This window comes from Microvirga aerilata (genome assembly GCF_016743775.1).
Taxonomy (GTDB): domain Bacteria; phylum Pseudomonadota; class Alphaproteobacteria; order Rhizobiales; family Beijerinckiaceae; genus Microvirga; species Microvirga aerilata.
Genome location: NZ_JAEQMY010000058.1, coordinates 1 through 25412, shown reverse-complemented (window position 1 = coordinate 25412; position 25412 = coordinate 1). Strand labels below are relative to the sequence as shown.

22 protein-coding genes and 1 pseudogene are annotated in these 25412 nt (G+C 65.1%); 16 read left to right on the top strand and 7 right to left on the bottom strand.

Features of this window, described 5'->3' with window-relative positions; all coding sequences use genetic code 11:
• On the bottom strand, positions 1 to 201 hold a 201-nt coding region (locus JKG68_RS23940), incomplete at its 3' end, for a hypothetical protein (protein WP_202063852.1).
• 172 nt (positions 202 to 373) lie between these two features.
• Positions 374 to 805, bottom strand: a complete 432-nt coding sequence (locus JKG68_RS23935) for a response regulator (protein ID WP_202063851.1) — start codon at positions 803 to 805, stop codon at positions 374 to 376.
• 252 nt (positions 806 to 1057) lie between these two features.
• Here JKG68_RS23935 and JKG68_RS23930 point away from each other — a divergent pair, with 252 nt between their 5' ends.
• From JKG68_RS23930 to JKG68_RS23920, 3 genes are all read left to right on the top strand, one after another.
• Positions 1058 to 1948 (top strand): glycine betaine ABC transporter substrate-binding protein, encoded by an 891-nt coding sequence (locus tag JKG68_RS23930; protein WP_202063854.1) that lies wholly within the window; start codon positions 1058 to 1060, stop codon positions 1946 to 1948.
• A 139-nt stretch (positions 1949 to 2087) separates the two neighbouring features.
• Positions 2088 to 2807, top strand: coding sequence for a glutamine amidotransferase (locus JKG68_RS23925; protein WP_202063850.1), 720 nt, complete (start codon positions 2088 to 2090; stop codon positions 2805 to 2807).
• Positions 2808 to 2818: 11 nt separating this feature from the next.
• Positions 2819 to 3331, top strand: a complete 513-nt coding sequence (locus JKG68_RS23920; RefSeq protein ID WP_202063849.1) for a GNAT family N-acetyltransferase — start codon at positions 2819 to 2821, stop codon at positions 3329 to 3331.
• Positions 3332 to 3334: 3 nt separating this feature from the next.
• On the opposite strand, the gene JKG68_RS23915 is transcribed toward JKG68_RS23920, so the two are convergent.
• Entirely contained in the window at positions 3335 to 4768 is a 1434-nt protein-coding gene (locus JKG68_RS23915) for a helix-turn-helix domain-containing protein (RefSeq protein ID WP_202063848.1), read from the bottom strand.
• Positions 4769 to 4956: 188 nt separating this feature from the next.
• Here JKG68_RS23915 and aceA point away from each other — a divergent pair, with 188 nt between their 5' ends.
• From aceA to JKG68_RS23850, 13 genes and pseudogenes are all read left to right on the top strand, one after another.
• Positions 4957 to 6273, top strand: coding sequence for an isocitrate lyase (aceA, locus tag JKG68_RS23910; protein WP_202063847.1), 1317 nt, complete (start codon positions 4957 to 4959; stop codon positions 6271 to 6273).
• Positions 6274 to 6316: 43 nt separating this feature from the next.
• Complete coding sequence (locus JKG68_RS23905) at positions 6317 to 6526, top strand: DUF4170 domain-containing protein (protein ID WP_202063846.1); 210 nt, start codon at positions 6317 to 6319, stop codon at positions 6524 to 6526.
• Positions 6527 to 6956: 430 nt separating this feature from the next.
• Positions 6957 to 7802 (top strand): annotated as a pseudogene (gene osmF, locus JKG68_RS23900) (glycine betaine ABC transporter substrate-binding protein OsmF); the annotation flags it as partial.
• A gap of 340 nt (positions 7803 to 8142) precedes the next feature.
• A complete protein-coding gene (locus JKG68_RS23895; RefSeq protein ID WP_202063853.1) occupies positions 8143 to 9318 on the top strand; it encodes an ABC transporter permease in 1176 nt (391 codons plus the stop codon).
• Positions 9305 to 10243, top strand: a complete 939-nt coding sequence (locus JKG68_RS23890; protein ID WP_202063844.1) for an ABC transporter ATP-binding protein — start codon at positions 9305 to 9307, stop codon at positions 10241 to 10243. Before JKG68_RS23895 ends, JKG68_RS23890 begins: the two co-directional genes overlap by 14 nt.
• A complete protein-coding gene (locus tag JKG68_RS23885) occupies positions 10240 to 10995 on the top strand; it encodes an ABC transporter permease (protein WP_202063843.1) in 756 nt (251 codons plus the stop codon). The genes JKG68_RS23890 and JKG68_RS23885 overlap by 4 nt, the downstream gene beginning before the upstream one ends.
• Positions 10992 to 11558, top strand: coding sequence for a biliverdin-producing heme oxygenase (locus JKG68_RS23880; protein WP_202063842.1), 567 nt, complete (start codon positions 10992 to 10994; stop codon positions 11556 to 11558). Before JKG68_RS23885 ends, JKG68_RS23880 begins: the two co-directional genes overlap by 4 nt.
• Positions 11555 to 13813, top strand: a complete 2259-nt coding sequence (locus JKG68_RS23875; protein ID WP_202063841.1) for an ATP-binding protein — start codon at positions 11555 to 11557, stop codon at positions 13811 to 13813. The genes JKG68_RS23880 and JKG68_RS23875 overlap by 4 nt, the downstream gene beginning before the upstream one ends.
• A complete protein-coding gene (locus JKG68_RS23870) occupies positions 13814 to 14263 on the top strand; it encodes a response regulator (RefSeq protein WP_202063840.1) in 450 nt (149 codons plus the stop codon).
• Positions 14264 to 14271: 8 nt separating this feature from the next.
• The gene (locus JKG68_RS23865) at positions 14272 to 15324 is read left to right on the top strand and encodes a sensor histidine kinase (protein WP_202063839.1); all 1053 of its coding nucleotides are present in this window, start codon (positions 14272 to 14274) and stop codon (positions 15322 to 15324) included.
• 100 nt (positions 15325 to 15424) lie between these two features.
• On the top strand, positions 15425 to 17488 hold the full coding sequence (locus tag JKG68_RS23860; RefSeq protein ID WP_312890943.1) for a sensor histidine kinase: 2064 nt from the start codon (positions 15425 to 15427) through the stop codon (positions 17486 to 17488).
• Positions 17489 to 17812: 324 nt separating this feature from the next.
• Positions 17813 to 19135, top strand: coding sequence for an amidase (locus tag JKG68_RS23855; RefSeq protein WP_281399206.1), 1323 nt, complete (start codon positions 17813 to 17815; stop codon positions 19133 to 19135).
• Positions 19136 to 19206: 71 nt separating this feature from the next.
• Positions 19207 to 19602, top strand: coding sequence for a YbaN family protein (locus JKG68_RS23850; RefSeq protein WP_202063836.1), 396 nt, complete (start codon positions 19207 to 19209; stop codon positions 19600 to 19602).
• Between the two features lie 100 nt (positions 19603 to 19702).
• Here the strand turns inward: JKG68_RS23850 and JKG68_RS34305 are convergent, their stop codons facing one another.
• The 4 genes from JKG68_RS34305 to JKG68_RS32990 form a co-directional block, all read right to left on the bottom strand.
• A complete protein-coding gene (locus JKG68_RS34305) occupies positions 19703 to 20833 on the bottom strand; it encodes a calcium-binding protein (RefSeq protein WP_202063835.1) in 1131 nt (376 codons plus the stop codon).
• 287 nt (positions 20834 to 21120) lie between these two features.
• The gene (locus tag JKG68_RS23840; RefSeq protein WP_202063834.1) at positions 21121 to 22620 is read right to left on the bottom strand and encodes a polysaccharide pyruvyl transferase family protein; all 1500 of its coding nucleotides are present in this window, start codon (positions 22618 to 22620) and stop codon (positions 21121 to 21123) included.
• Positions 22620 to 24731 carry a glycosyltransferase gene (locus tag JKG68_RS23835; protein WP_281399205.1) on the bottom strand — a complete coding sequence of 704 codons (2112 nt, stop codon included), beginning with the start codon at positions 24729 to 24731 and terminating at the stop codon, positions 22620 to 22622. The genes JKG68_RS23840 and JKG68_RS23835 overlap by 1 nt, the downstream gene beginning before the upstream one ends.
• Positions 24732 to 25212: 481 nt before the next feature.
• Positions 25213 to 25412: hypothetical protein (locus JKG68_RS32990; RefSeq protein ID WP_210346436.1), on the bottom strand; the 200-nt coding region annotated here is incomplete at its 5' end.

Sequence of the window (25412 nt, the reverse complement as noted above, 5' to 3'; positions counted from 1 at the left end):
GCCGCCGACCACGTTCTGCTGGATCTGGGCCGCGCGCCAGAGATCCTCGCGCACGAACCGCATTTCCTCGCCGCCCTTGGCGGCGACGATGGCGCCTGCGGCCGGGTTCTGACGCGGTACAGGAGACTGAGCCCCAGCGTCGGCAAGGGAGAGGGCCAGGACGCTTGCGGCGGCCAGCAGACGGTAGGTGCGTGCGGACATGAGTGATCGGCTTGCTTGAGGGGGGCCTGCTCTAACGTCACTCTAGCTTAGCAGGAACAGGCGAAGTTCAAAGCCGATTCAGGTCATGGATGCGGTGTTGTGAAGCACAGCGTGAATCATTGCGGCAGAAGAGCCACAGCTGAAGCGATATTTCGCGAAGGCAGAGTCGGTGTCAGGCAGTCTTGCTGCGCGCCATGAGAAGCTTTTGCTTCAGGTCGTGCTGGGCAAAGGGCTTCTGCAGAACGGGCCGGTCGCGGAAGGTGTCGCGGATGCCTGCGCTGCCGTAGCCCGTCGAGAACACGAAGGGGATTTCGCGCTGGGCCAGGGCCTCCGCCACCGGGTAGATGGGCTCGCCGGCGACGTTCACGTCCAGAATGGCCAAGTCGACCTGTTCCCGTGATACCGCCTCGAGGGCCGCCGAAAGCCGCGCGGCAGGGCCGACCACCTCGCATCCGAAGTCGAGAAGCATGTCCTCCAGCAGCAGGGAGATCGCAGCTTCGTCTTCCACGACAAGGATACGCAGGCCGTTGAGGTCGCCGTCGCTCGTTACGCTTTCGGTCACGGTTTCACTTTCTTTCACACAAGGCGCTGTTCGGTTGCCCATCCGAGCACCGGAGCGGTACCCTGGGCGCTTTGGATTGTGAACCTTGAGAATCAGACGCTTTTATCACTTTTGCGACGCCATGCAAAAGACCACGGGAGCCCTCTCGCCGAGCCATGATATCATTCTAAAACATGATTTTAGGGTGCAAGCCTCCACTTGCCTAGATCCCCATCCCGCTTGAACCCATCTAAGAGAGCAATGGCGAAATCCACCCCTTCCGCACCCCTTTCGTCCCTCGTCGTGGGGGTTCTCATGACCTTGTTCGGGCCGCCGGCGCTTGCGCAGGACCAATCCCCCGTGGTGGTGGCCTCGAAGGCCGATACCGAGGGCGCCCTGCTCGGCAGCATGATCGCCCTCGTGCTGGAGCGTGAAGGCATTCCGGTCCAGACCCGTCTTCAGCTCGGCCCCACCCAGAGGGTTCGGGAGGCGCTTCTGGCCGGCGAGATCCACATTTACCCCGAATATACCGGCAATGGAGCCTTCTTCCACCGCATGGAGAGCGATCCAGCCTGGAAGGCTCCTGGTTCGGCCTACGAGGCGGCCCGGCGCCTCGATGCCGAACGCCACGGGCTGACGTGGCTCGAGCGGGCGCCGGCCAACAATACCTGGCTGATCGCCGTGCGGGGCGATCTGGCCCGGCGCTCCAACCTCGTCACCATGGAGGACTTCGCCCAGGCCGTGAAATCGTCCGCATCCTTCAGGCTTGCGGCCTCCGCGGAGTTCGTCGACAGCCCGGCGGCCCTTCCGTCCTTCGAGAACACCTACGGGTTTCAGTTCCCCCGCGACAGGATCGCCGTCCAGGCGGGAGGGAGCACCATGACCACCATGCGGGCGGCTGCCCGGAATGCCGGCGGGGTGAACGCCGCTATGGTCTACGGCACCGACGGAGCCATCGCGACCCTCGACCTCGTGGTGATGAAGGACACGCGGGGCGCCCAGATCGTCTACGAGCCCGCGCCCGTGGTGAGGGACGAGATCCTGCAGCGCTTCCCGAAGATGGCAAAGGCCTTGAATTCGGTTTTCGCCTCCTTGAGCACGGCCAAGCTCCAGACCCTCAATGCGGAGATCGCCGTCGAGGAGCGGCCGGCGCGGGACGTTGCCGCCCGCTATCTGAACGAACTCGGCCGGCGGCCCGGGGGCTAGGGCCCTGGTCCGAACGCGGCCCTTGCGAATGGGGGCCTTGCGAACGGGGACCTTGCACTGAATAATCCTTTCATGCCCCTGTTCTGCCGCCTGCGTCCCCCCGCCCGCCTGTCCACCCCCGCCGATCCGGATCGAATCCATGCCTAGGCAGCGATCCAAAGCCCCGGTCCTGATCGTCCTGCATCAGGAGCACTCGACCCCGGGCCGGGTCGGCCGCCTGCTCGTGGAGCGCGGCTACCGCCTCGACATCCGCCGCCCGCGCTTCGGCGACCCGCTCCCGGGAACCCTTGCGGAGCACACGGGCGCCGTGGTCTTCGGCGGCCCCATGAGCGCCAACGACCCGGATGATTTCATCAAGACGGAGATCGATTGGATCGGCGTGCCGCTCAAGGAGAGCAAGCCCTTCATGGGGCTCTGCCTCGGAGCGCAGATGCTGGCCAAGCATCTGGGGGCCGGCGTGTGGGCGCATCCGGAGGGCCGGGCGGAGATCGGCTATTATCCGTTGCTGCCGACGCCCGCCGGCGAGGCATTGAGCCAGGACTGGGGCGTTCCCTGGCCGAGCCATGTCTACCACTGGCACCGGGAGGGATTCGATTGCCCCTCGGGCGCCGAGACCCTGGCGACGGGCGACGATTTTCCAACCCAGGCCATCCGGGCAGGGGAGAGGGCCTTCGGTCTCCAGTTCCACCCGGAGGTGACGCATGCCATGCTGTGCCGCTGGACGGTGGTTGCAGAGGAGCGCCTCGCGACGCCGGGCGCCCAGGATCGCGTGCGTCAGATCGAGGGGCGTTTCCAGCACGATCCGCACGTCTCGCGCTGGCTCGACCGGTTCCTGGATCATTGGCTCGCCGAGGCGTGAGGAGCCGACCCGTGAGCGAAGCGATCCTTCAAACCGAGCGCCTGCGCTTTCATCTCTGGCAAGCCGAAGACCTTCCGTTGCTTCTTGAGCTGCACGGCGATCCTGAGGTCCAGCGCTTCCTGGAGGCCGGGGAGCCGGTCTGGGACGGGGCGGTTCTGAAAGGCAAGTTCGACCGTTTCCGCGCGGATTATGCCGAACACGGCTGGACGAAGTTCAAGCTTCTGGACGCGCAAGGCCGGTTCCTAGGGCGCGCCGGATTCGGACGTTTCGACGAAACCGGCGGGCTCGAACTTGGCTACAGCCTCATGCGGCCGTTCTGGGGCCAGGGTTATGCCACCGAGGCGGCGTCCGCCCTTCTCGGCTGGATCTATGGCGCAGCGCCTGTCGAATACGTGATCGGCTTTGCCGTTGCGGATCACGCCGCCTCCCGCAGGGTGCTCGAAAAGATCGGCATGCGGTTCACGGACATCCGGGATCTGAGCGGCGTCCCGAACGCATTCTACCGGCACGACCGGCCGGCCTGAGCCTCACGTCGCGTCGAATTCGAAGGGCGAGACGCCGCGCCTCATCTCGTCCACGATCAGCGCGTGCATCAAGGGCGGGGCGGCGCGCTGCGGGCAGGCGGTGCGTTCGCACAGGCGGCAGTTGATGCCGATGGGCGTGGCATCGGATGAGGCGAGGTCGAGGCCGCGGGCATAGACGAGGCGATGGGCGTATTTCAGCTCGCAGCCGAGGCCCACGACGAACTGCGGATCGGGCACGCCCCAAGGCTTGAAGGCGCGCTTGACCGCGCGGGCGACGGAAAACCAGCGCGATGAATCCGGCAGCTCGACGATCTGGGTCGCCACCTGGCCCGGCGTCCGGAAGGTGGAGTGCAGGTTCCAAAGCGGGCAGGTGCCGCCGAACTGCGAGAACGGAAAGCGCCCGGACGAGAAGCGCTTCGACACGTTGCCGGCCGAATCCACCCGCACCAGGAAGAACGGGATGCCCCGCGCCCCAGGGCGGGCGAGCGTGGTGAGCCGGTGCGCCACCTGCTCGAAGCTCGCGCCGAAGCGGGCGCCCAGCACCTCCACGTCGTAGCCGAGGGCTTCCGCCGCCGCATGGAAGCGGCCATAGGGCATCATCAGGGCCCCGGCGAAGTAGTTGCCGAAGGAGACCCGGAGCAGCCGCCGCGCCGGGCCGTCCGCCGGCTCCAGCCGCGCGGCCAGCGCGTCGATGGTCTCGCGCATCTCGGCGAAAGCCAACTGGTAGGCGGCCTGGAAGGTTCTTCCGGATGGATCCACCAGTTCGGAGATGAGAAGCTGGCGTCGGTGGTGATCGTAGCGGCGAAGCGAGTCCGGCATCACGTCGACCGGCATCACCCGCACCCGGATGCCGTGCTTGGCGTGCAGGCGCTCACTGATCGCGAAGAAGGGCTCGTGCCCGGTCAGCGCGAGATCGGCCGCAAGCGACTCGGCGGCCTCGTCCAGCTCCGGGAAGTGGTTCTTGGCCTCGTGGATCAGCTCCCGCACCCGGTCGACCGGGCTGATCTGGCCCGCATCCTCCGCCCGGTCCCGGTCGCTGAGGTTCGGCGTCACCGCCTCGCGGGCGCCGCGCATCGCCTGATAGGCCCGGTAGAGGCGGTTGATGGCGTCGACCAGCGAGGGGGCGCTCTCCACCGTCTCGCGCAGCTCCAGCCGCGCCACCGGGGTCGAGCGGAAGAGCGGATCGGCAAACACCTCCTCCAGCTCCGACACGGTGCGCTCGTGATCGTCGTTGGCGAATTCCCGCGGATCGAGCTGATAGGCATGGGCGAGGCGGATCAGCACCTGCGCCGTGATGGGGCGCTGGTTGCGCTCCATGAGGTTCAGGTAGCTCGGCGAAAGCCCGAGCTCCTCGGCCATGCGGGACTGGCTCAGGTTGAGGTCGCGCCGCAGGCGCTTCAAGCGCGGCCCAACGAAAAGCTTTCTGCTCTCATCCATGCTGTAAATCTTTTTACAAGTTTACACGAGGTGTGTTGTCATAGGTTTACAGGACCACTTTTCTTCCGAAATTCGCCGTTGAAACAAAGGCTTCTTGGACGATTATTAAAGACACGAGCCCTGCTGCCCTGGTTCAATTCTGGCCTGCAGGCGCGTTTTGTCAAGGATTGTAAACGGAAGGATAAGAGATGACACAGACGACCCCGGGTTCGCTGCAAGACATGATCCCCTCCGCTCCCGAGGGCCGCTTCGACGGGGTGAGCCGGCCCTACACGGCCGAGGACGTGCTTCGTCTGCGCGGCTCCTTCCCCATCGCCCATACGCTCGCCGAACGCGGTGCCCAGCGCCTGTGGCAGCTGCTCCACGAGCGTCCCTACGTTCATTCCCTCGGCGCCATGACCGGCAACCAAGCCATGCAGATGGCCCGCGCCGGGCTCGAGGCGATCTACCTGTCCGGCTGGCAGGTGGCGGCGGACTCGAACGTCGCCGGCGCCATGTATCCCGACCAGTCGCTCTATCCGGCCAATTCCGGCCCCGAGCTGTGCCGCCGCATCAACCGCACCTTCCAGCGCGCCGACCAGATCGAGCATGCGGAAGGCGGCGCCAAGCGCGACTGGTTCCTGCCCATCGTGGCCGATGCCGAGGCCGGCTTCGGCGGCCCGCTCAACACCTTCGAGATCATGAAGGCCTATATCGAGGCCGGCGCCGCGGGCGTTCACTTCGAGGACCAGCTCGCGTCCGAGAAGAAGTGCGGCCATCTGGGCGGCAAGGTGCTGATCCCGACCTCGGCGCACGAGCGCAACCTCATCGCCGCGCGGCTCGCCGCCGACGTGATGGGGACCTCGACCCTGATCATGGCCCGCACCGATGCGGAGTCCGCCAAGCTCATCACCTCCGACGTGGACGAGCGCGACCGGCCCTTCATCGAGCCCGACAGCCGCACCCCGGAAGGCTTCTATCGCCTGAAGGACGGCACCGGCCTCGACCACTGCATCTCCCGCGGCCTGGCCTATGCGGAACTTGCCGATCTTCTCTGGTGGGAGACCTCGCACCCGGATCTCGACGACGCCCGCAAGTTCGCGGAAGCGATCCACAAGCGCTATCCGGGCAAGCTCCTCGCCTATAACTGCTCGCCCTCCTTCAATTGGAAGAAGAAGCTCGACGACGCCACCATCGCCAAGTTCCAGCGCGAGCTCGGCGCCATGGGCTACAAGTTCCAGTTCGTGACGCTCGCCGGCTTCCACCAGCTCAACTACGGCATGTTCGATCTGGCGAGCGGCTACCGCGACCGCGGCATGGGCGCCTATTCCGAGCTGCAGGCCCAGGAATTCGCCGCCGAGGCCGACGGCTACACCGCGACCCGCCACCAGCGCGAGGTGGGCACCGGCTACTTCGATCAGGTCTCGGTGGTGATCACCGGCGGCAAGTCCTCGACCACGGCCATGGCCGAGTCGACCGAGACCGCCCAGTTCCACAGCTCGGCCAAGCTTCAGGCCGCCGAGTAGGCCTCAACCAACCTCAACCCTTTTTCACCAATGGAGATCGGCAATGCATAAGTCACGTTTCTGGGTGGTCGGCGGCGAGTACACCTCCTGCGATTGCGAAACCATCGTCCAGGGCACGGAGCGGGTCGTCGGCCCCTTCGAGAGCCGCACCGAGGCCGAGCGCACCTGGCGCACCCTGTCCGAGGATCACCGGCCGCAGGCCCAGGTCCGCTTCACCATCGCCCAGGAGCCCCCGTCGATCCTGAACGCCTGACCCATCTTGAGTGCAGCGCGTCTTCCTTCGTCATGGCCGGCCTTGCGCCGGCCATTCCGATCGAAAGAGCCCGACGCCTCGCCAAAGCGGGATCGCCGGCACCAGGCCTGTGATGGCGGGAGGAGGGTGTCAGGAGGCGCACCGCTCCGACCTTACGCTCCGCCGCCTCCCCGCAAGGGAGGGGGAAACATCCGCCGCGGCCTCCATAGGGCACCTCTCGGTGTGAGGACGCCTCAGGCGGGATCTTTTGCCGCCACACGAAGTTTTTATCCTCTGCCCTAATTCTTCGGGCGAGCCCCTCTGCCTAAACCGCTCCGCTGTCCTAAAAACAGCGATGCCAAGGTTTCACAAGGGGGTTCCCATGAAGACCGTCCTCAAGTCGCTCACGCTCGCCATGGCCATGGGCCTGGCGACGCTGACCGCCGTCAAGGCCGATGTGGTCGTCTCGTCGAAGATCGATACGGAAGGCTCGGTTCTCGGCAACATCATCCTGGTCGCCCTCGACGCCAACGGCATCAAGACCCAGGACCGGATCCAGCTCGGCGCGACGCCCGTGGTGCGCAAGGCCATCACGGCGGGCGAGATCGACATCTACCCCGAATACACCGGCAATGCCGGCTTCTTCTTCAACAAGGCGGACGACCCGGTCTGGAAGGACGCCGCCAAGGGCTACGCCACGGCCAAATCCCTCGATTACGAGGCCAACAAGATCGTCTGGCTCGATCCGTCGCCCGCCAACAACACCTGGGCCATTGCGCTGCGCAAGGATGTGGTGGATGCGAACAAGCTGAAGACCCTGTCGGATTTCGGCAAATGGGTGGCCGGCGGCGGTACGGTGAAGCTCGCGGCCTCCGCCGAATTCGTGAACTCGGAAGCGGCCCTGCCGGCTTTCCAGAAGGCCTACGATTTCAAGCTGAAGCCCGAGCAGCTCATCGTGCTCTCCGGCGGCGACACGGCCGCCACCATCAAGGCCGCGGCCGAGCAGACCAGCGGCGCCAACGCCGCCATGGTCTACGGCACCGACGGCGGCATCGCGCCTTCGGGTCTCGTGGTGATGAACGACGACAAGGGCGTGCAGCCGGTCTATGCGCCCGCGCCGATCATCCGCGAGCAGGTGTTGAAGGACAACCCCAAGATCGCCGAGGTCCTGAAGCCGGTTTTCGCCTCCCTCGACCTCACCACCCTTCAGGGCCTGAACGCCCGCGTCCAGGTGGGCGGCGAGGCGGCGAAAGCGGTGGCGACGGATTACCTGAAGTCCAAGGGCTTCCTGAAGTGACGTGAGGAAGGCTGACCCGCAGGTCACCGGTGGTTTGCTATGGCGTGCAGGCGCCTTCTCCCTCCTCCTCGTGGGGAGGGAGTGCCGCATTGCGGCCGGGTGGAGTGTTGGCGATAGCCCATGAGGGTGTGGCGCCCACACCCCCGCCGCCTCCCCACCGCAAGCTGGGCGTTCCCAGCTTGCGCGTCGCCAAGACAAGTCTCGGGGCAAGCCCCAGGCCTGTGCGCAAGAGGGCTTGCATGATGCTCCGCTTCCGTTTCGAATCAGGCTTTCAGGACAGGCGCGGCGCGACAAGGGCGGACGCTTCGTGAACACGATCCTCCAGACAACCGTGCCGGGCATGCATTCATCGCGCTCTCATATCATTCTGGACCGGCTCGGGAGCGTGATTGCCGTTCTCATCAGCATCGCGCTGTTTGCGGCTCCGTTTGCCACCTACCGGGCCAACCGCATCGTTGCGGGCGAGGGGCGCATGCTGACGGAGGCGCTGCCCACGGCCGGTGCGCTGGGCGTCACGGCCGTGATTCTCTGTGTGGCCCTGTGCGCCGTGCTGGCGCGCGCGCCCGTCATCCGGCTCGCGGCCGCGGCCGCGGGGCTGGGGGCGGTCTTCCCGGCGCTTGGATGGTCGGCCGGTTTCCTGACGCCGGCCGGCAACACGTTTGCGCGCGTCTCGCCCGCCCTCGGCTTCTGGCTTCTGACCCTGGCGCTTGCGCTCCTGGCCGCCGATGCCCTGACCCGCCTGCGGCTGGGGCCGCTTGCGCGGCTTGCAGCGCTCGCCGTCGCGGCCGGGGCGATCGCGGGGCTGCTGCTCTCCGGGGCCTGGAACGATCTCTCGCTGCTCAAGGAATACGCCAACCGGGCGGACAGCTTCTGGCGCGAGGCGCGCCAGCATCTGTGGCTTGCCCTCGGCTCCATGGCGGCGGCCTGTCTTGTGGGGCTGCCCCTCGGCATTCTGGCCCATCGGTTTCGCGCCCTGCGGGCGGCGGTCCTGCAGGTGCTCAGCATCGTCCAGACGGTGCCGAGCATCGCCCTGTTCGGCATCCTGATCGCGCCCCTCGGCTACCTTGCGGCCCATGTGCCCCTGGCGGCGGCTTTGGGCATTCGGGGCATCGGGGCGGCTCCGGCCTTTATCGCGCTTTTTCTTTATTCGCTGCTGCCGGTCGTGGGCAACACGGTCACCGGGCTGAGCCAGGTTCCTCCGGCGGTGACGGATGCTGCGCGTGGCATGGGGCTGTCCCGCCGCCAGCGCCTGCTCGAGGTCGAGCTGCCCCTGGCCCTGCCGGTCATCCTCGCCGGCGTGCGCATCGTGCTGGTCCAGAATCTCGGCCTGGCCACCGTGGCGGCCCTGATCGGGGGCGGGGGCTTCGGCACCTTCGTGTTCCAGGGCATCGGGCAGACCGCCATCGACCTCGTGCTGCTCGGCGCCGTTCCGACGGTCGCCCTGTCGTTTGCCGCCGCCGTCATCCTCGACGCGATGATCGATCTCGCAAAAGGGCCGTCCCATGATCGAGATTGAGCATCTCACCAAGCGCTATGGCGCCGCCGCCATCGTGGACGACGTGTCGTTCCGGGTGGAGGAAGGCACGGTCGCCGCCGTGGTCGGCACGTCGGGCGCCGGCAAGTCGACCCTGCTGCGCATGATCAACCGCCTCGTGGAGCCGAGCGCCGGCCGGGTGCTCATCGACGGGCAGGACACGATGGCGATCCCGGAGGACGCGCTGCGGCACCGGATCGGCTATGTGATCCAGGGCTACGGGCTCTTCCCGCACCGCACGGTCGCCGAGAACATCGCCACCGTGCCGCGCCTGCTCGGCTGGGACAGGCGGCAGATCGCCGCGCGCGTGGAGGAGCTTCTCGACCTGTTCGGGCTCGACCCGGCCGAGTTCGCCAAGAAATTTCCGCACCAGCTGTCCGGCGGCGAGCAGCAGCGGGTGGGCGTGGCGCGGGCGCTTGCCGCACGGCCCGCGCTTCTCCTGATGGACGAGCCTTTCGGCGCCCTCGATCCGGTCATCCGCCACAAGGCGCAGGACGAGCTCCTCTCCATCCAGCGCCGCCTCGGGACGACGGTGGTTCTCGTGACGCACGACATGAACGAGGCGTTCCATCTCGCGGACCGCATCGCCGTCATGAACCAGGGGCGGCTCCTGCAATACGCCGCGCCCGCGGAGCTGCTGACGCGCCCGGCGGAGGCTTTCGTCGAGCAGCTCGTGGGCTCGGCGGAACGGCCTTTCCGCCTCCTGTCCCTCATGAGGGTGCAGGAGGCCGTCGAGCCGGGCACGGCGGAAGGCGAGCCGCTGTCGGTGGCGGACACCTTGCACGACGCCCTGTCGCGGCTGATCTGGCTGGGGCGGGAGGTGCTGCCCGTTGCGGATGCATCCGGCGCGCCTGTCGGGCGCATCAGCGTGAGCCGCATCCTGGCCCATGGGCGGGCGCGCGCATGAGCCTGCGATCGTCCGCGCCCCGCGTCGCGGCGCTGCTCCTGCTCGTGGCCTTCGTCACGGCGCCGCAGCTCTTTTCCTTCGCGTTCGAGCCCCTCACGGCCAACAACGCGCCGGCGATCTACAATCAGGGCAGCCTGCTCTCCCTGACCCTGTCGCATCTGCGCATCGTGTTCCTCGCTACGCTCGCCAGCACAATGCTGGCGCTTGCGCTCGGGATCTTCGTCACGCGGCCGTCCGGCCACGAGTTCCTGCCCCTGTCGCGCAGCCTCGTGAACATCGGCCAGACCTTCCCGCCCATCGCGGTGCTGGCGATCGCGGTGCCGCTTGTGGGCTTCGGCGAAAAGCCCACCTTCATCGCGCTGTTTCTCTACGGGCTGCTGCCGATCTTCGAGAACACGCTCAGCGGGCTCACAGGCGTGTCGCCGCAGGCCCTGGACGCCGCCAAGGGCATGGGGATGAGCCCCCGCCAGCGCCTGTTCCAGGTGGAGCTGCCGCTGGCGCTCCCGGTGATCCTTGCCGGAATCCGCCTCTCGGTGATCATCAGCCTCGGCACCGCCACCATCGGCTCGACGGTGGCGGCCAAGGGGCTCGGCGAGGTGATCATCGCCGGTCTGCAGTCCAACAATGTCGCGTTCGTCCTGCAGGGCGGATTGGTGGTTGCGCTGCTGGCGGTTCTGATCCACGACGGGCTCGGAATTGCCGAGCGGGTGGCCGCCAGACGCTCAGGCCGCCCCTTGGACGAGGCCCGATGACGCTGCTCGAACGCCTGAGAACCGAAACCAGACCTGCCCATGACCGGATCGAAAAAGCCATGGACCTCGACCGGCGGATCGCGTCGCCGGACGCCTACAAGAGCCTGCTGATGCGCTTCTACGGATTCCACAGGGCGTGGGAGGGCGCGGCCTCCCGCCGGGCCCCCGACCGGGCCTTTTTCCAGAGCCGCTGCAAGACGGGCCTTCTGGCCCGGGACCTGAACGCTTTAGGATTAGATGCCGACGCGATCATCCAATTGCCGCAATGCCATCCCCTCATGCCGCTGCCCGCGCCGGAGGCGGTTCTGGGGAGCATGTATGTGGTTGAAGGCTCGACGCTGGGCGGCAGCGTCATCGCGAAGGAAGTGGGGCGAAAGCTGGGGTTCGACGGGGCTTCGGGCTGCGCCTATTTTCGCGGCTACGGCCGTGATACGGCTGCCATGTGGAAGTCGTTCGGCGCGGTGCTCCTGGCAGCATCCTCGCCGGAAACCGACGATCTGATCGTCGCGTCCGCACAAGACACCTTCACCGTGATGCATGACTGGCTGTGCGAGACCCCATGACCATCCAGGATCCGACCCTACAAGCGCCGCAAGACCTCGATCTCTCCGCCTGCGAGCAGGAGCCGATCCATATTCCGGGCAGCATCCAGCCGCACGGGGTTCTCCTGGCCGTCCGGCTGTCCGACGGCGCGGTCACCTACGCCAGCGCCAATGCGGCCGAAACTTTCGGCGGCGATCCGGCATCCCCCCTCGGGCAACCGTTCCGCACCGCATTCCCGGCCATCGCCGAGGAGTTCGAGGCGCAGCTCGCGAGACCTCCCTCGGCCGCAAGCGCCGGCTATGTCCGCACGGTCGAGATCGAAACCGCGCGGGGCACCGCCTCCTTCGACGCCGCCATCGCCCGCTCGGGCGAGCATGCCATCCTCGAGCTCGAGGAGGTGCCGCCCGATGCCGTGCCCAACATCGATGCGCTCTATCCCACCCTGCGCCGGTTCGTGGCGCAGCTGCAAAGCACCTCCACGGTGGACGTCCTCTGCGGTCTTGCCGCGCAGGACATCCGCCGCATGACCGCCTTCGACCGGGTGCTGATCTACCGCTTCGACGAGGGGTGGAACGGCACCGTGATCGCCGAGGACCGCAACGAGAACCTGCCCTCCTATCTCGACCTGCGCTTTCCCGCCTCCGACATCCCGGCCCAGGCGCGGGAGCTCTACCGGCGCAACCGCCTGCGGATCATTCCCGACGCCGGCTACGTGCCGGTTCCAGTCCAGTCCCGCGATCCCGCGCCGCTGGACCTGAGCGACTCGGTGCTGCGCAGCGTTTCCCCGGTGCATCTCGAATACATGCGCAACATGGGCACGCTCGCCTCCATGTCGATCTCGATCCTGCGGGACGGCCGGCTGTGGGGCTTGATCTCCTGCCATAACCGGGAGCCCAAGCGGGTGTCGCTCCAGGTGCGCAACGCCTGCGACTTCCTGACCCAGATCTTCTCCCTGCAGCTGGAGGCGCGGGAGAACACCGCACTGGCTGAAAACCGGGTGCGCCTGGGCGCCGTGCAGGCGAGGCTCCTCGCCCACATGGCGGCGGAGGATTCCTTCATCGCCGGCCTCGTGGACAATCCCGACGACCTGATGCGGCTTGCCGGCGCCCAAGGCGCGGCCGTCCTGACGGACGACCGGTGCTGGCTGGTGGGCCGGACGCCGGAGGAGAGCGACGTCAGGGCGCTGTTCGCCTGGCTCTCCGAGCACCACCAGGAGGACGTCTTCGCCACCGATCACCTGGCCAGGGTCTATCCTCCGGCGCGGGCCTATGCGGACCGGGCGAGCGGCCTCGTGTCCATCTCGATCTCGAAGGCGCATGCAAGTTACGTGCTTTGGTTCCGCCCCGAGGTGGTGCAGACCGTGAAATGGGGCGGCAACCCCCAGAAGCCGGTGCAGGAGGAGGGGGACAGCCGGAGGCTCCATCCCCGCCTGTCCTTCGAGACCTGGAAGGAGACGGTGCGCGAGCGCTCGCTTCCCTGGGATCGAAGCGAGATCGAGGCGGTCGGGGAGCTGCGCAACGCCATCGTGGGCATCGTGCTGCGCCGGGCCGAGGAACTGGCCGCCCTGTCCGAGGAGCTGCGCCGCAGCAACAAGGAGCTCGAGGCCTTCTCCTATTCGGTCTCCCACGACCTGCGCGCGCCGTTCCGGCACATCGTGGGCTATTCGGAGCTGCTGAAGAAGCAGGAGTGGAACGACCTGTCCGAGAAGGGCAGGCGCTACATCGACACCATCATCGAATCGGCCAGCATGGCCGGAACCCTCGTGGATAATTTGCTGCGCTTCTCGCATATGGGCCGCACCGCCCTAAAACCCCGTCGGGTGGACATGACGGGCTTGATCGACGAGATCCGGCAAAGGCTGGCAGCAGACTCGGCCGGCCGCCGGATCCAGTGGGTCGTCGGGGATCTGCCTGCGATCACGGCCGATCCGGTGCTGATCCGGCTCGTGTTCGAAAACCTGCTGGACAATGCGGTCAAGTACACCCGTCCGCGGGAGAAAGCCCGCATCGAGATCGGCTCCCGCCGCAAAGATGGGGAGACGATCTTTTTCGTGCGGGACAACGGCGTCGGGTTCGATATGAAGTACGTCGACAAATTGTTCGGCGTCTTCCAGCGCCTGCACCGGATGGAGGAGTTCGAGGGAACCGGGATCGGGCTGGCCAATGTGCGCCGCATCGTAGAACGACACGGAGGCCGGGCTTGGGCCGAGGGAGCGCTCGATCAGGGAGCGACCTTCTCCGTCGCCCTGCCGGACAGTATTGAAGGAGCGGCGTGAATGCCGGAATTGAAGCCGATCCTGCTGGTTGAGGACAACCCGAAGGATCTCGAACTGACGCTGGCCGCCCTGGAGCAGAGCCAGCTCGCCAACGAGGTCGTCGTGGTCCGCGACGGCGCGGAGGCCTTGGATTTCCTCTATCGCCGCGGCGCGCACGAGAGCCGCAACACCATCGATCCGGCAGTGGTGCTGCTCGACCTCAAGCTGCCGAAGGTCGATGGGCTCGAGGTTCTGGAGAAGGTCAGGGCCGACCCGCGCCTGCGGCAGACCCCCGTGGTCATGCTCACCTCGTCGCGGGAGGAGAGCGATCTCGTGCGCAGCTACGAGCTTGGCGTGAACGCCTTCGTGGTGAAGCCCGTGGGCTTCCGGGAGTTCTTCGACGCGATCCAGGATCTTGGGGTGTTCTGGGCGATCCTCAACGAACCGCCGCCGCGGCGCAACGGCGAGTAGACGCATCGATGGACCAGCAGCCTCTCGTGCAATCGGATCGGGTGCTGCGCATCCTCCTCCTGGAGGATAGCGCCCTCGACGCCGAGTTGGTGAGCGAGGCCCTGGCCGCGGCCGCCTTGCCGGTGACGCTCGAGCGCGTGGTCTCCAAGGCCGAGTTCACCGAAGCCGTCCATCATCGCCGCTGGGATCTGATCCTGGCCGATTACCGCCTGCCCGCCTTCGATGGCCTGGGCGCGCTGGAGATCGCGCGCGATCTCGCCCCCGCAACGCCGTTCGTCTTCGTTTCCGGCGCCCTCGGCGAGGAGGTGGCCGTCGAGGCCCTGAAGCGCGGGGCGACGGACTACGTGCTCAAGGAAAGGCTGGACCGGCTGCCCGCCACGGTCCTGCGCGCCCTGGCCGAGGCCCGCGAGCGCAACGAGAAGCTGCGCGCCCAGGACGCCCTGCACCGGCTCCTGGACCAGCGCACCGCTCTCCTGCACGAGCTCGACCACCGGGTGAAGAACAACCTGCAGCTTCTGCTCTCCCTGATCGGCATGGAGATCCGCCAGGCCGAGGATCCGCCCGTGCGCCAGGTGCTCGGGCGCATGAAGGAGCGCCTTCAGGCCCTCGCGGCCGCCCACCGGGACCTTTACGACGGGCAGGGCGCCACGCGGTTCGATGCGGCCCGGTTCGCCCGGGAGCTGTGCGAGGAGCTCGCCGCGGCCCTGCCCGATGTGAGGATCGTCACGGAATTCGAGATCGGGAACGTGGAGGTCGGGGCCGCCAAGGCTGCCCCCATGGCGCTCCTGTTCAACGAGATCGTCGTCAACGCCCTCAGCCATGCCTACAAGGAGCGGCACGGAAAGCTGAAGCTCACCCTGCGCATCCAGGACGACGACACCCTGCTGTTCCGGCTCTCGGACGACGCCTTCAGCCCGGAGGAAAAGAGCGCCGCCAAACACAGCGCCTCCGGCACCATCCTGAAGGCCCTGGCGCGCCAGCTCGACGCCCATGTGGAGTGGCCGCAGGACGACCCGGCGACGCTGGTGCGCATCGTCATGCCGGTTCGGGACGTCGGCTAGCATGACCGGGGGATCCAGGGCCGGAAGCGGGACTGCACGACCGGCCGGGGATCCTCCTGCGGGGAATCCTCCCAAAGGAACGCGCACCTCGTTGCGGCAGGTGCTCTGGGGCCTCGTGTTCGCCCTCGCGCTGCCGGCGATCCTGGTTGCGGCGGGCGGGTTCTACTCGATCTACCGGGCCGACCAGAAGGACACCGATCTTCGTCTGCAGGAAACGGCGCGCGCGCTGAGCCTGTCGCTGGATCGTGAAATCGACAAGGCGGTGCTCGCGCTGCAGGTTCTTGCCCGATCGCCTCACATCGCCAGCGGGGATTTCGAAGCCTTTTACCGCCAGGCGGAGACTGTCAGCCTGGCGGATCCCTCCTGGATCTCGCTTTTCGAGCCCGGCGGCCGGGCTCTGGTCAACACCCGGATACCTTACGGGTCCCCGCTGCCGGACAGCAACCGGCTCAACGTGCTGCGGCAGGTTCAGGAAACCCGCAAGCCGCACCTGTCCGATCTGGATGTGGGCTCGGTCAGCGGTCGCTCCCGCATCACCCTCGACGTTCCCGTCATCCTGGACGAGAAGGTTGCCTACATCCTGTCGCTCGCGATGGGTCCGGACGCGTTTCAGACGATCATCCGCGACCAGCGGATCGCCGACGGCTGGAATGCCGCCGTGCTCGACCGCAGCGGAAAGATCGTGGCCCGCTCCCGCTCGCCGGAGCAGTTCGTCGGGCAGTTCGCCAGCCCCTACGTGCGCGAGGCGATTGCCGCCGCCCGGGAGGGGCATCTGCAGAGCGTGACGCTCGACGGCATTCCGGTGCGCACCTATTTCAGCCAGTCGCCGGCCTATGGCTGGTCTTTCGCCATCAGCATGCCGGCGTCGGAAATCGAGAAGTCGGTTCAGCGCTCCCTGTTCTGGCTCATGATCCTGGGGGGCGTCATCCTGGGAGGAATCCTGCTGGCGGCCCTTCTCTCCCGGGCGATCGCCAAGCCGGTCGACCGGCTCGTAGCGGCGGCGCAGGCCCTGGGCCGGAGGCAGGAGGTGCCGGACGCGGCCACGACCCGCGTCCTGGAGTTCGACACGATCCGGAGGGCTCTTGGCGAAGCCGCGGCAGAGCTGCGCGCGCACGAGCAGGAGCGGGAGGAAACCCTTCTGCGCATGGCCGAGAGCGAGGCGCGCCTGCGCCTGGCGCTCAACGCCGGCGATCTCGGATCCTGGGAGTTCACGCCCTCCACGGGAACCTTCATCACCTCCCCCGCCTGCCGCGCCAATTTCGGACGCGGTGCCGACGAGCCCTTCTCGTATGCGGACCTCGTCGCGTCCATCCATCCCGAGGACCGCCAGGGGCAGGCGGACGCCGTCGCCCAGGCCGTTGCGAACCGCACCGACCTGCATGTGGAATACCGGGCGATCTGGCCGGACGGCAGCGAGCGCTGGATTCGGATCAGCGGGCGCACGCGGACGGGGGCCGACGGGCAGCTCTCCATGGTGGGCGTCTCGCAGGACGTCACGGAGCGCCGGCTGGCGGACGAGCGGCAGGCGCTTCTGCTGCATGAGCTCAACCATCGGGTCAAGAACACCCTGGCCACCGTCCAGTCGGTGGCCTCCCTGACCCGGCGCTCCGCCGAGAACAGCGATCCCCGGGCCTGGAACGCCTTCATCGACCGCCTGCACGGATTGGCGAAGACCCACGATCTTCTCACCGCCAGCCATTGGCAGGGCGCGCTTCTGGAGGACGTTCTGAAGAACGAGCTGGAGCCCTATCAGGATGCCATGCGCCAGCGCATCCGCCTGCGGGGCCCCAGGATCAACCTCCAGCCGAGCGCGGTCCTGGCCCTGGGATTGGCCATCCACGAGCTGGCGACGAACGCCATCAAGTACGGCAGCCTCTCGGTTCCTGACGGCAAGGTTCACGTGACGTGGGCGGTGACCGCCGGCCACAACCCGCCGGCCCTTCTGGTGGAATGGGTGGAGAGCGGAGGGCCCTCCGTGAAGCAGCCCGAGCGCCAGGGCTTTGGAACCAAGCTGATCCAGCGCGGCCTCGCGCAGCAGCTCGGGGGCGAGATCAAGCTCGATTTCGCGCCGGGCGGAGTTCGCTGCGTGGTCACCTTCCCGATCACGACCCTGGCTCCCGAGCTGAGCGAGGAAGGCGAGCCGCAGAAGCGGTATGCGTCGTAGGAGCCCGGCTCGTGCATCCCTCCGGTCCTCCTGAGTGTCTGACGCATGATGCGCGTCCCCTGCCGTCATGGCCCGCCTCATCCCGGCCATCCCGATCCGGAAAGGCTCGGGGCTTCGTGCAATCGGGATCACCGGCACAAGGCCGGCGATGACGTGAGGATTGCGCGAGCAATCCGTCCCGAAGGAGAACATGGTGCTCTGTAACCTCCTTCGCGACGCAGCCTCACGGCTGCTCCTCAGGGTGAGGGCTCTAGGGTTCAAGGGTTGAGTCCGATGCGGGTCTGAAGCATGCCTTGACAGGATGCCGTCGCTCGGGTGCTAACCCTGCAAGTCCGACTTTCATCCGGTGGTCCCATGACGACGATCCGAGACAAGCTCGAAAGCATTCTGGCGCGCCTGGCCAGCCGCGCCTCCGACGAGCGCGTGTTCCTGCGCGTCTATGCAGATGCGGCACGCGCCGCCGCCGATGCCGCCGACGCCCGGCGGCGGGCGGGCATTTCGCTGGGGGCCCTCGACGGGAGCATCATGTCGATCAAGGACCTGTTCGACGTGTCGGGCGAGACCACCCTGGCGGGCTCGGTCGCCCTGCGCGATGCGCCTCCCGCCGCAGAGGACGCCGCCATCGTGCGGCGGCTGCGGCAGGCCGGGGCCGTCATCATCGGCAAGACCAACATGGTCGAATTCGCCTTCTCGGGGCTCGGCCTCAACCCGCATTACGGCACCCCCGGCAACGCGGCGGACCCGACGCGGATTCCGGGCGGCTCATCCTCGGGCGCCGGGGTGTCGGTGGCGGAGGGCACCAGCGAGATTTCCATCGGCAGCGACACGGGAGGCTCCGTGCGCATCCCGGCCGCCCTCAACGGCGTCGTCGGGTTCAAGCCCACCGCCCGCAGGATTCCGCTCGATGGAGCCTTCCCGCTCTCGCCCAGCCTCGACTCCATCGGGCCGCTCGCCCGAACCGTGCAGGACTGCGCCGCCACCGATGCGGTCATGGCCGGCGAGGAGCCCCGGGCCTTGCAGCCCCATCTCCTGGCAGGACTGCGGATCGGCGTTCCGCGCGGCCGCCTGTTCTCGGAGACGGAGCCGATGGTCGAGCAGGCCTTTGCGGCTGCCTCGAGCGCCCTGACGCAGGCAGGCGCCAGTCTTGTGGACCACCGCATCGAGGATCTGCTCGCGGCCATGGCGGACACCACCGTCGCGGCCTCCATCGCGTCCATCGAGGCCTCCGAGGTCCATGCGGACTGGCTCGACACGAAGGCCGCCCTGATCGATCCGCGGGTGCGCTGGTGGATTGCCCGCAGCGGCACCGTGCCGGCTCCGGTCTATATCCGCATGCTCCGCCGCAGGCGGGAGCTCGTGGCCGCCATGGACGAGCGGCTCTCTCCCGTCGATGTTCTCGCCTTGCCGACGACGGCGATCTCCGCGCCGCTGACGGCGCCGCTGGAGGCGGACGACAAGCTCTACAACCGCACCGATGGGCTGATCCTGCGCAACACCATGTTCGTCAACCAGTTCGACCTCACGGCCATCTCGCTGCCGATCCACGGCTGCGAGCGCCCGGCAGGCCTCATGCTGGTGGCGCGCCATGGGCATGACAGGAGGCTTCTGGAGATTGCCGCCGGCGTGGAGCAGGCGCTCGCCCGCTGACCATGGTGGGCACAGGTTCGGGCGACGGACGTTATGCTCATTCCTGACCGGCGGTTGAGAGGAACCGGACGATGCGCAGCCTTTATCTCGGCCTCGGCTATGCGAGCCTCGCGCTCGGCGTGGTTGGGATCTTCCTGCCGCTCCTGCCGACGACGCCCTTCGTTCTTCTGGCCGCCTGGTGCTTTGCCCGCTCCAACCCGGCCCTTGCGGACCGCCTCTACAGCCACCCCCGGTTCGGTCCCTTGCTCACCGCCTGGCGCGACCAGAAGGCTATTCCGGCCCGGGCCAAGTTCTGTGCGCTGGCGGCGCTCGCCCTGTCCTACGGCCTGATCCTCTGGCTCAGCGAAAGCCCGGTCCTGCCCGTGGTCCTCGCAGCCGTCATGGGAAGCGTCGCCCTCTACATCGCAACCCGCCCCACCCCGCGGGACGGGGCAGGGGGCGGGCTCCCGGGGGCCTGCGACGGCTAGAGCGGTCAACGGAGCTGCTTCCGTCCAGGCGAAAGCAGCTCCGGTCATGTGGTTGTCGCTTGTCTTGCGGCGAACCGGATCCGGTTCGCCGCCACACGCCTTAGATGACCAGGATATCCAGGTGGGTCATCTTCAGGCCCGTGGAGAGCTTCGCCACGGCGATCTGCCCGGCGCCGCCGCTGCCGTCCTGATCGTAGTAGAGAACGCCCTGGCCGCGGTCGTAGATGATGCGGTCGGTTGCGTCATGCGCCTCCGTTCCCGTCCAGAAGGCCGACGATCTCAGCTGGCCTTCCCGTCCGAGCCCGGTGAACTTGCTGTTGTTCAGCCAGAACGTGTCGTTGGCCACCGAGAAGTCCCGGATGGTGTCGACGTCTGCTGCGCTGTTGGGAACCGCATTGTACACGAAGACGTCCCTTCCCGTATCGCTGCGAATATTATCCGCTCCCGACTCGCCGTAGAGACGGTCGTTGCCGCTCCCTCCGCTCAGGACATCGTCACCGAAACTGCCGTACAGGCGGTCGTTGCCGCTTCCGCCACTCAGGGCGTCATTGCCGGCTCTGCCGTCCAGGTTGTCGTTGCCGTTCCCGCCATACAGGGCGTCATTGCCGTTGCTGCCATGAAGGCGGTCATTCCCGTCTTGCCCGTAAAGGCGATCGTCCCCATGGCGGCCGTAGAGCCGATCGTCCCCGATGCCGCCCTCGATCCGGTCGTTGGCGGCCGTTCCGAAGAGTGCGTCGTCCACGTTCATGTACTGGAGCTGGCCGTAAAGCGGAGCATCGGAGCGGCTGATGCCGTCCGGGAAGCTTGTGGTCAGGCTCAGGCCAACCGTATGGAGCACGGACGCAACAACAGAGTTGCTGTTCAGGTCTCTGCCTGGGATCTCCTCGAAGATGTCGACACTGTAGTCCAGATCCGCCTTCTCGATGTTGTTGGCGTGCTGGACCATGATCCGCCAGACATCGTCGGCGTCCCTGGTGCCCAGGTCGAGAACCTTGCGGTGCCGCTCCTCGGGCGTGTCCGAGCCTCTCCGGTCCGGCGAGGTGGCGAGATCGGCATCGGCAAGCGTCTCGAGATCACCGCCCGAGCCCGGTTCGTTGCCCCGAATGACCTTCTCCGAGACAACGCGCCCCTGGTCGTCCGTAAATGTCTTGACGAGGTAGAGATGAAGGAAGCCACTGTTTATTCCCTCGAACTCGACGGGCTTGGCTTCGATGGCGATGACGGACGGCATGGACGATCTCCTGGAGGGGCTTGGGCGAATTCAGAACGCCCGAGCACGGGTTAGATCATCAACTTTGCTGATGGCTCTGCCGTTCCATGTGCCATTGAGGCGCAGGGCCAGGTCTCACTTGAGATTTCCGCAGACGAACGCGCGCTGGCGTTCCTCTTCGCCTACGGCAACCCGCCGCACGGGAGAGGCCGTAACCGCTGAAACAATGCATAAGGGATGTGGATGCTGCGTCGATGGTGCCTGGCGTTTGAAGCCAGACTATAACGAGAAGTCGGCATCCATTGGATCTATGGCCTGTGCCGAGCGCGGACAAGGATGCCCACAGCTCTACGCAGGCGCCTCAGGACGCCGCCGAGAACGGGCAAGCTATACGACTTCAGGTATATCCGCCAAGCTTTGTACCAGCGCGAGCCCTGGATTGCCGCGAGTTGAGACCGGTAGCGTGCAAGTTGGCGCTGCAGCTTGGCTGAGATCTTGACCTGTTGCTTCAGCTTGAGCTCGAATTGCTGCAGATGCTTCAGTCTTGCATGGAGTTTCAATATCTCCTGCTGTTGTGAAGCAATCTCGTTCTGTTTCGCAGCGGCATCCGCTGCATAATGAAGCGAGCGCCGACGTTGCTCCTGAAGCTGATCGTACAAATCCTTCCTGGTTCGTTCGTGCTCCCTCACTGCCTGTTGCAGGCGGCAAAGTTCAGGTTCGAACCACTCGCGCCTCAGCCGGGCGAGGGCAACGAGTTCGTTCCGCATGGATTCCGGATTCGCTGAGCCTGTTTGACCTTGTACCTGAGCCCTGCCGGAGGCGGCCGGGCTGGCGTCCCCCGGCATGACTTGCCCTGACCCGACTCGGCTCGGAATGGGTCTGGCCGGACCCGAGTTCTCTTCTTCGGCGAGCGTCACATTCTTGAAGCGGCACAGGCTCGATTCGAAAACAGCCTGATTTTTGAAGTACGAATTCCGGCTCATGGTCACGCGGCGCCCGAGCATCGCTGCAAGGGCCGTCATGTGAAGCCGGTCGGTTCGGACATGCTCGAAATGGGACATCATGCGGGCCACGGCCATCACAGGCTGCAAACAGGCTTCGCGGCTATGCCAGATGTCGCCGTTCCGGCTGAGCGCTATGTCGATGTTGCTTGGAGGAAGCTCCGTTCGGCATCCCTCCGCATCAGAACGGAACAGAGAGAGCTCCCCACTTCCTTGCATCCGCCTCAGTTCAGAAAAGGTCGTTGGATCAAGCGCGAACGCAAGATCATGACAGAGGTGCACTCGCCCATGAAGTTCGGCCACCGCGTTGAGTCGATCGAACGAGACGCGTTCCCTGGCAAAGATCGTCACCTGACGAGCATATTGGGCAAAATACTGCTCAAACCCCGAAACGGAGCTCGGGAGCAGGATGATCTCACCGCCTCCTTCGAGGAAGGGGCGCATGGCTCTTGCCGTTTTCTCCCAGAATCCCTCGACCCACCCGCCACCGCCACCGATGACGGCAAGCTTTTGCCCATCAGGTGGCGATGTCCACAGACCCTGGACTCGGGGAGCCAGCCCGAACTCGGCAAACAGGTCGAAGGTGCCGAGCTGGACCAACCCGTCACCGATGTTGCCCATGCTGGCGATGAACGTAGCCCTTTGAGCGACGGCAGAGGTCATCGCAGTGCGCAATGCTTCATGCTGCAGAATTTCGTTTCTTATGGCGGCGTGTGCGCTTTCGGCCTCCAAGGCAGTCCTGTGGAATGCCCCGGCTCCTTGAGCCGAGGCATAAGCGGCATCGACCGTACACGCGCTCGTCGTCATTACAGTCGCTCTGCCGAGTTGGCATGAATGTGGGAGGGCCTCTCACCTTGCGTGTGAAGTCCGAAGATGAGCGCAACCTGGCGCATGAAAGCTTTTTCGGAATGCCGCTCTTCGACGAGGCGAACGCTTGCTTCGCGCAAGCTGGCGAGATCGACAGTGCCATCGTAGATTCTGCAGATCGCGTTCATGTAGCCCTCGACGAGGGTCTCATCGTCCGGATCGTTTCCTACGAGAAACCCTGTTGCCGGGGTAACAACCTGAGAAATTCCGCCGACATCCGGCGCGATCACGGGAAGCCCATGCGACATGGCCTCGAGGATGACATTGGGCAGACCGTCGAACGCAGATGTATAAAGAAATGCGTCGTAATCCTGGTATGGAAGCGCCTCGAATTCAGAATAGGCGCCTTTGTAGCTGATGTTGGGCAGCCCTGAGAAATGCTCAAGATCGAAGCGTTCAAGCACGGGTGAGCCGAAAACGTCGATGATGGCCGATGGACAACGGAGCGCCAGCCGACGCCCGATCTCAACGAGCAGATCCGGACGTTTCTGTCCGTCCAACCGGGAGGCCCACAAGAGCCTGTTTCTGCGGCTTGTTTCCGTCCTATACGGATTTTCGCCGCCCCTTGCCCGCGTCACGAGCGGAACAGCATGGTACTTCGAGGCCAGGCTGTCGAGCTTTCCAACATCCTGCTCCCGCGTAGCATCGGTATCGGTGATGATGAGGTCGATCCTGTGCCCGCATTCCGAGAGGAAGCCGAAGGTGGATCCAAGGGTGACCCATAGCCCCTCGTACTTCACGACAGGGTCGCAGAAGCGGTAGAAAATGCATCTGTTCTCTTCGAGCACGCCCCCAAACCTGCGAAAGAAGCGAAGCGCATAAGGCGAGTCCTTGAAATGAACATGCGCACCTGGTGCAACGGCTTGGATCAAGCGCAGGGTCGCCACATCAAGAAGCTCCAGGGGGCTTCCTTCGAAGAGCGCCCGCAGGTCAAGGAGCATGGCATGTTTGGGTAGCTTGCAGGCCCAACTGTGCTCCTCACACAGCTCTCCCGTGAGAACAAGAAACCGTCGGTTCGGATCCAGATCGGCAAGAGCATTCAGCGTTTCCAGAATATACTTCTCACTGCCGCCGACTTTCAGAAAGGGAAGGAGAACGACATCCGTAAACCTTTGACGCCCTATCTGCTCGCATGCACGGAAATAGGCTGCTCCGGCGTCGATCCGCTCCTCCAGATTTGAGCCGAATATTACGTACGCCATGTTAGCCACGCCGATGGTGGGTTCCGGACGGTGAGCTGCCATCACAAGTTCACGGCAGATTCCGTTGCCCAGAAAGGCGGCTTTGATCTCTTCCCTCGATGGGGCCGGCGTATGTTCCTGCCGAAGCCGCTCATAATCAGCGGCGCATGTCTTGATGAACGTAGATGGCTCGAAGTATTGGGAATGTGGTATCTGCTGGACAGATAGGCTCAAAGCCTTTTGCATGAGACTTCCTGGTCGAAGTCTGTAAAACAATAGGGTGTTCTCGGCGACAACGAAGTTGTATCCGGCGCGGATTGCCTCGCAGTTGAAATGCCAGTCCTCATACGCAAAGCCGGACGTGAGACGGACGTCGGCGTACCGAACTCTCTCGAATAAGCTGGCATGAGCAAAAATCCGGGATACATACGGATGATAGACGAAGAAAGCTAAGTTCAGAACTTTATCTGATCCGAAATACCGCCAGATGTGATCTCTATTGTCTCCAAAGCCGTAATAATACTCTTGAACGATGATGGCCTTGGGGCCTTCCGAACGAGCTTTTTCGTAGCATTCCAAATAGATATTATACGAGATCAGGTCGTCGCCATCCGCGGTGGCAATATACTCTCCCCGAGCGATCCTTATTCCGTCATTACGGGACGGGCCGAGGGAGCCGTTGTCCGTTTCAATGATCTGAAACGCGTCGAACGCAGAAAAGTCATACCCATCAATCCATGCTCTTGTCGCAGCGCTTGCCCGGTCTAAGACAACAACCAGCTCTACGGAAATTCCCTGCGACCTGGTATACCGGGCGGCCTCTTCAAGAGAAAGGAATGTTCTGCGCAGGTAATTCGCTTCATTATGCAGATTGAGGAAATGGATATGTCGAAATACCAGAGGCTCATTCGTTCTAGCCTCCCCTTCAGTCGTGGCTTATTGGATTTTGCTTGGTGTATTTATTAGCCTTGCGCAGCATGATGCATGCTGCGCAGATATTTGGGAGCTGATGCCTTGCAGAAGCTATGATTTCTTCTGATGAAAACGATTTTCGAGAACCTCCCGGGATTGTCCCATTGTCATAAGCACCGCTTTCTGTTCCCCAGAGGATCAACCGCCCGCCACATGCACTGCAATGTATTGCTATCACAGTGCGTTCTGTCAATGCAGTAGTTGGCCTTCAGCCGGAGCACCGTGGAAGGCTGAGTTGCCCGATGGCAGGATAGGTTCTGTTGCGAGCTGAGGCACGAGCACAACCTGCTGCGGGCACCCGTAGAGGACGTATAGAAAAGCTTCCATGAACCCCATCGTTGTGGGTCTGCGAAAGAAGTCTTCCTTCAAGATGCGCCCGTCAGCTAGACCTGACATATGCCTGCCCCCGATCGTTTAGGAATAGATTTCGCAGACGATCACCGGCACCAAGGAACAGGCTGAAAAGCTTAGCAGATGTTTGTCGAAATAAAATTTTTCGGCATGCATCCAATGATGCTGCTGCTGTGTAGTGTCTGTTCAGGGTGAATGCTGGTTTCTTCTTTGTCTCGCGGGCGGCTG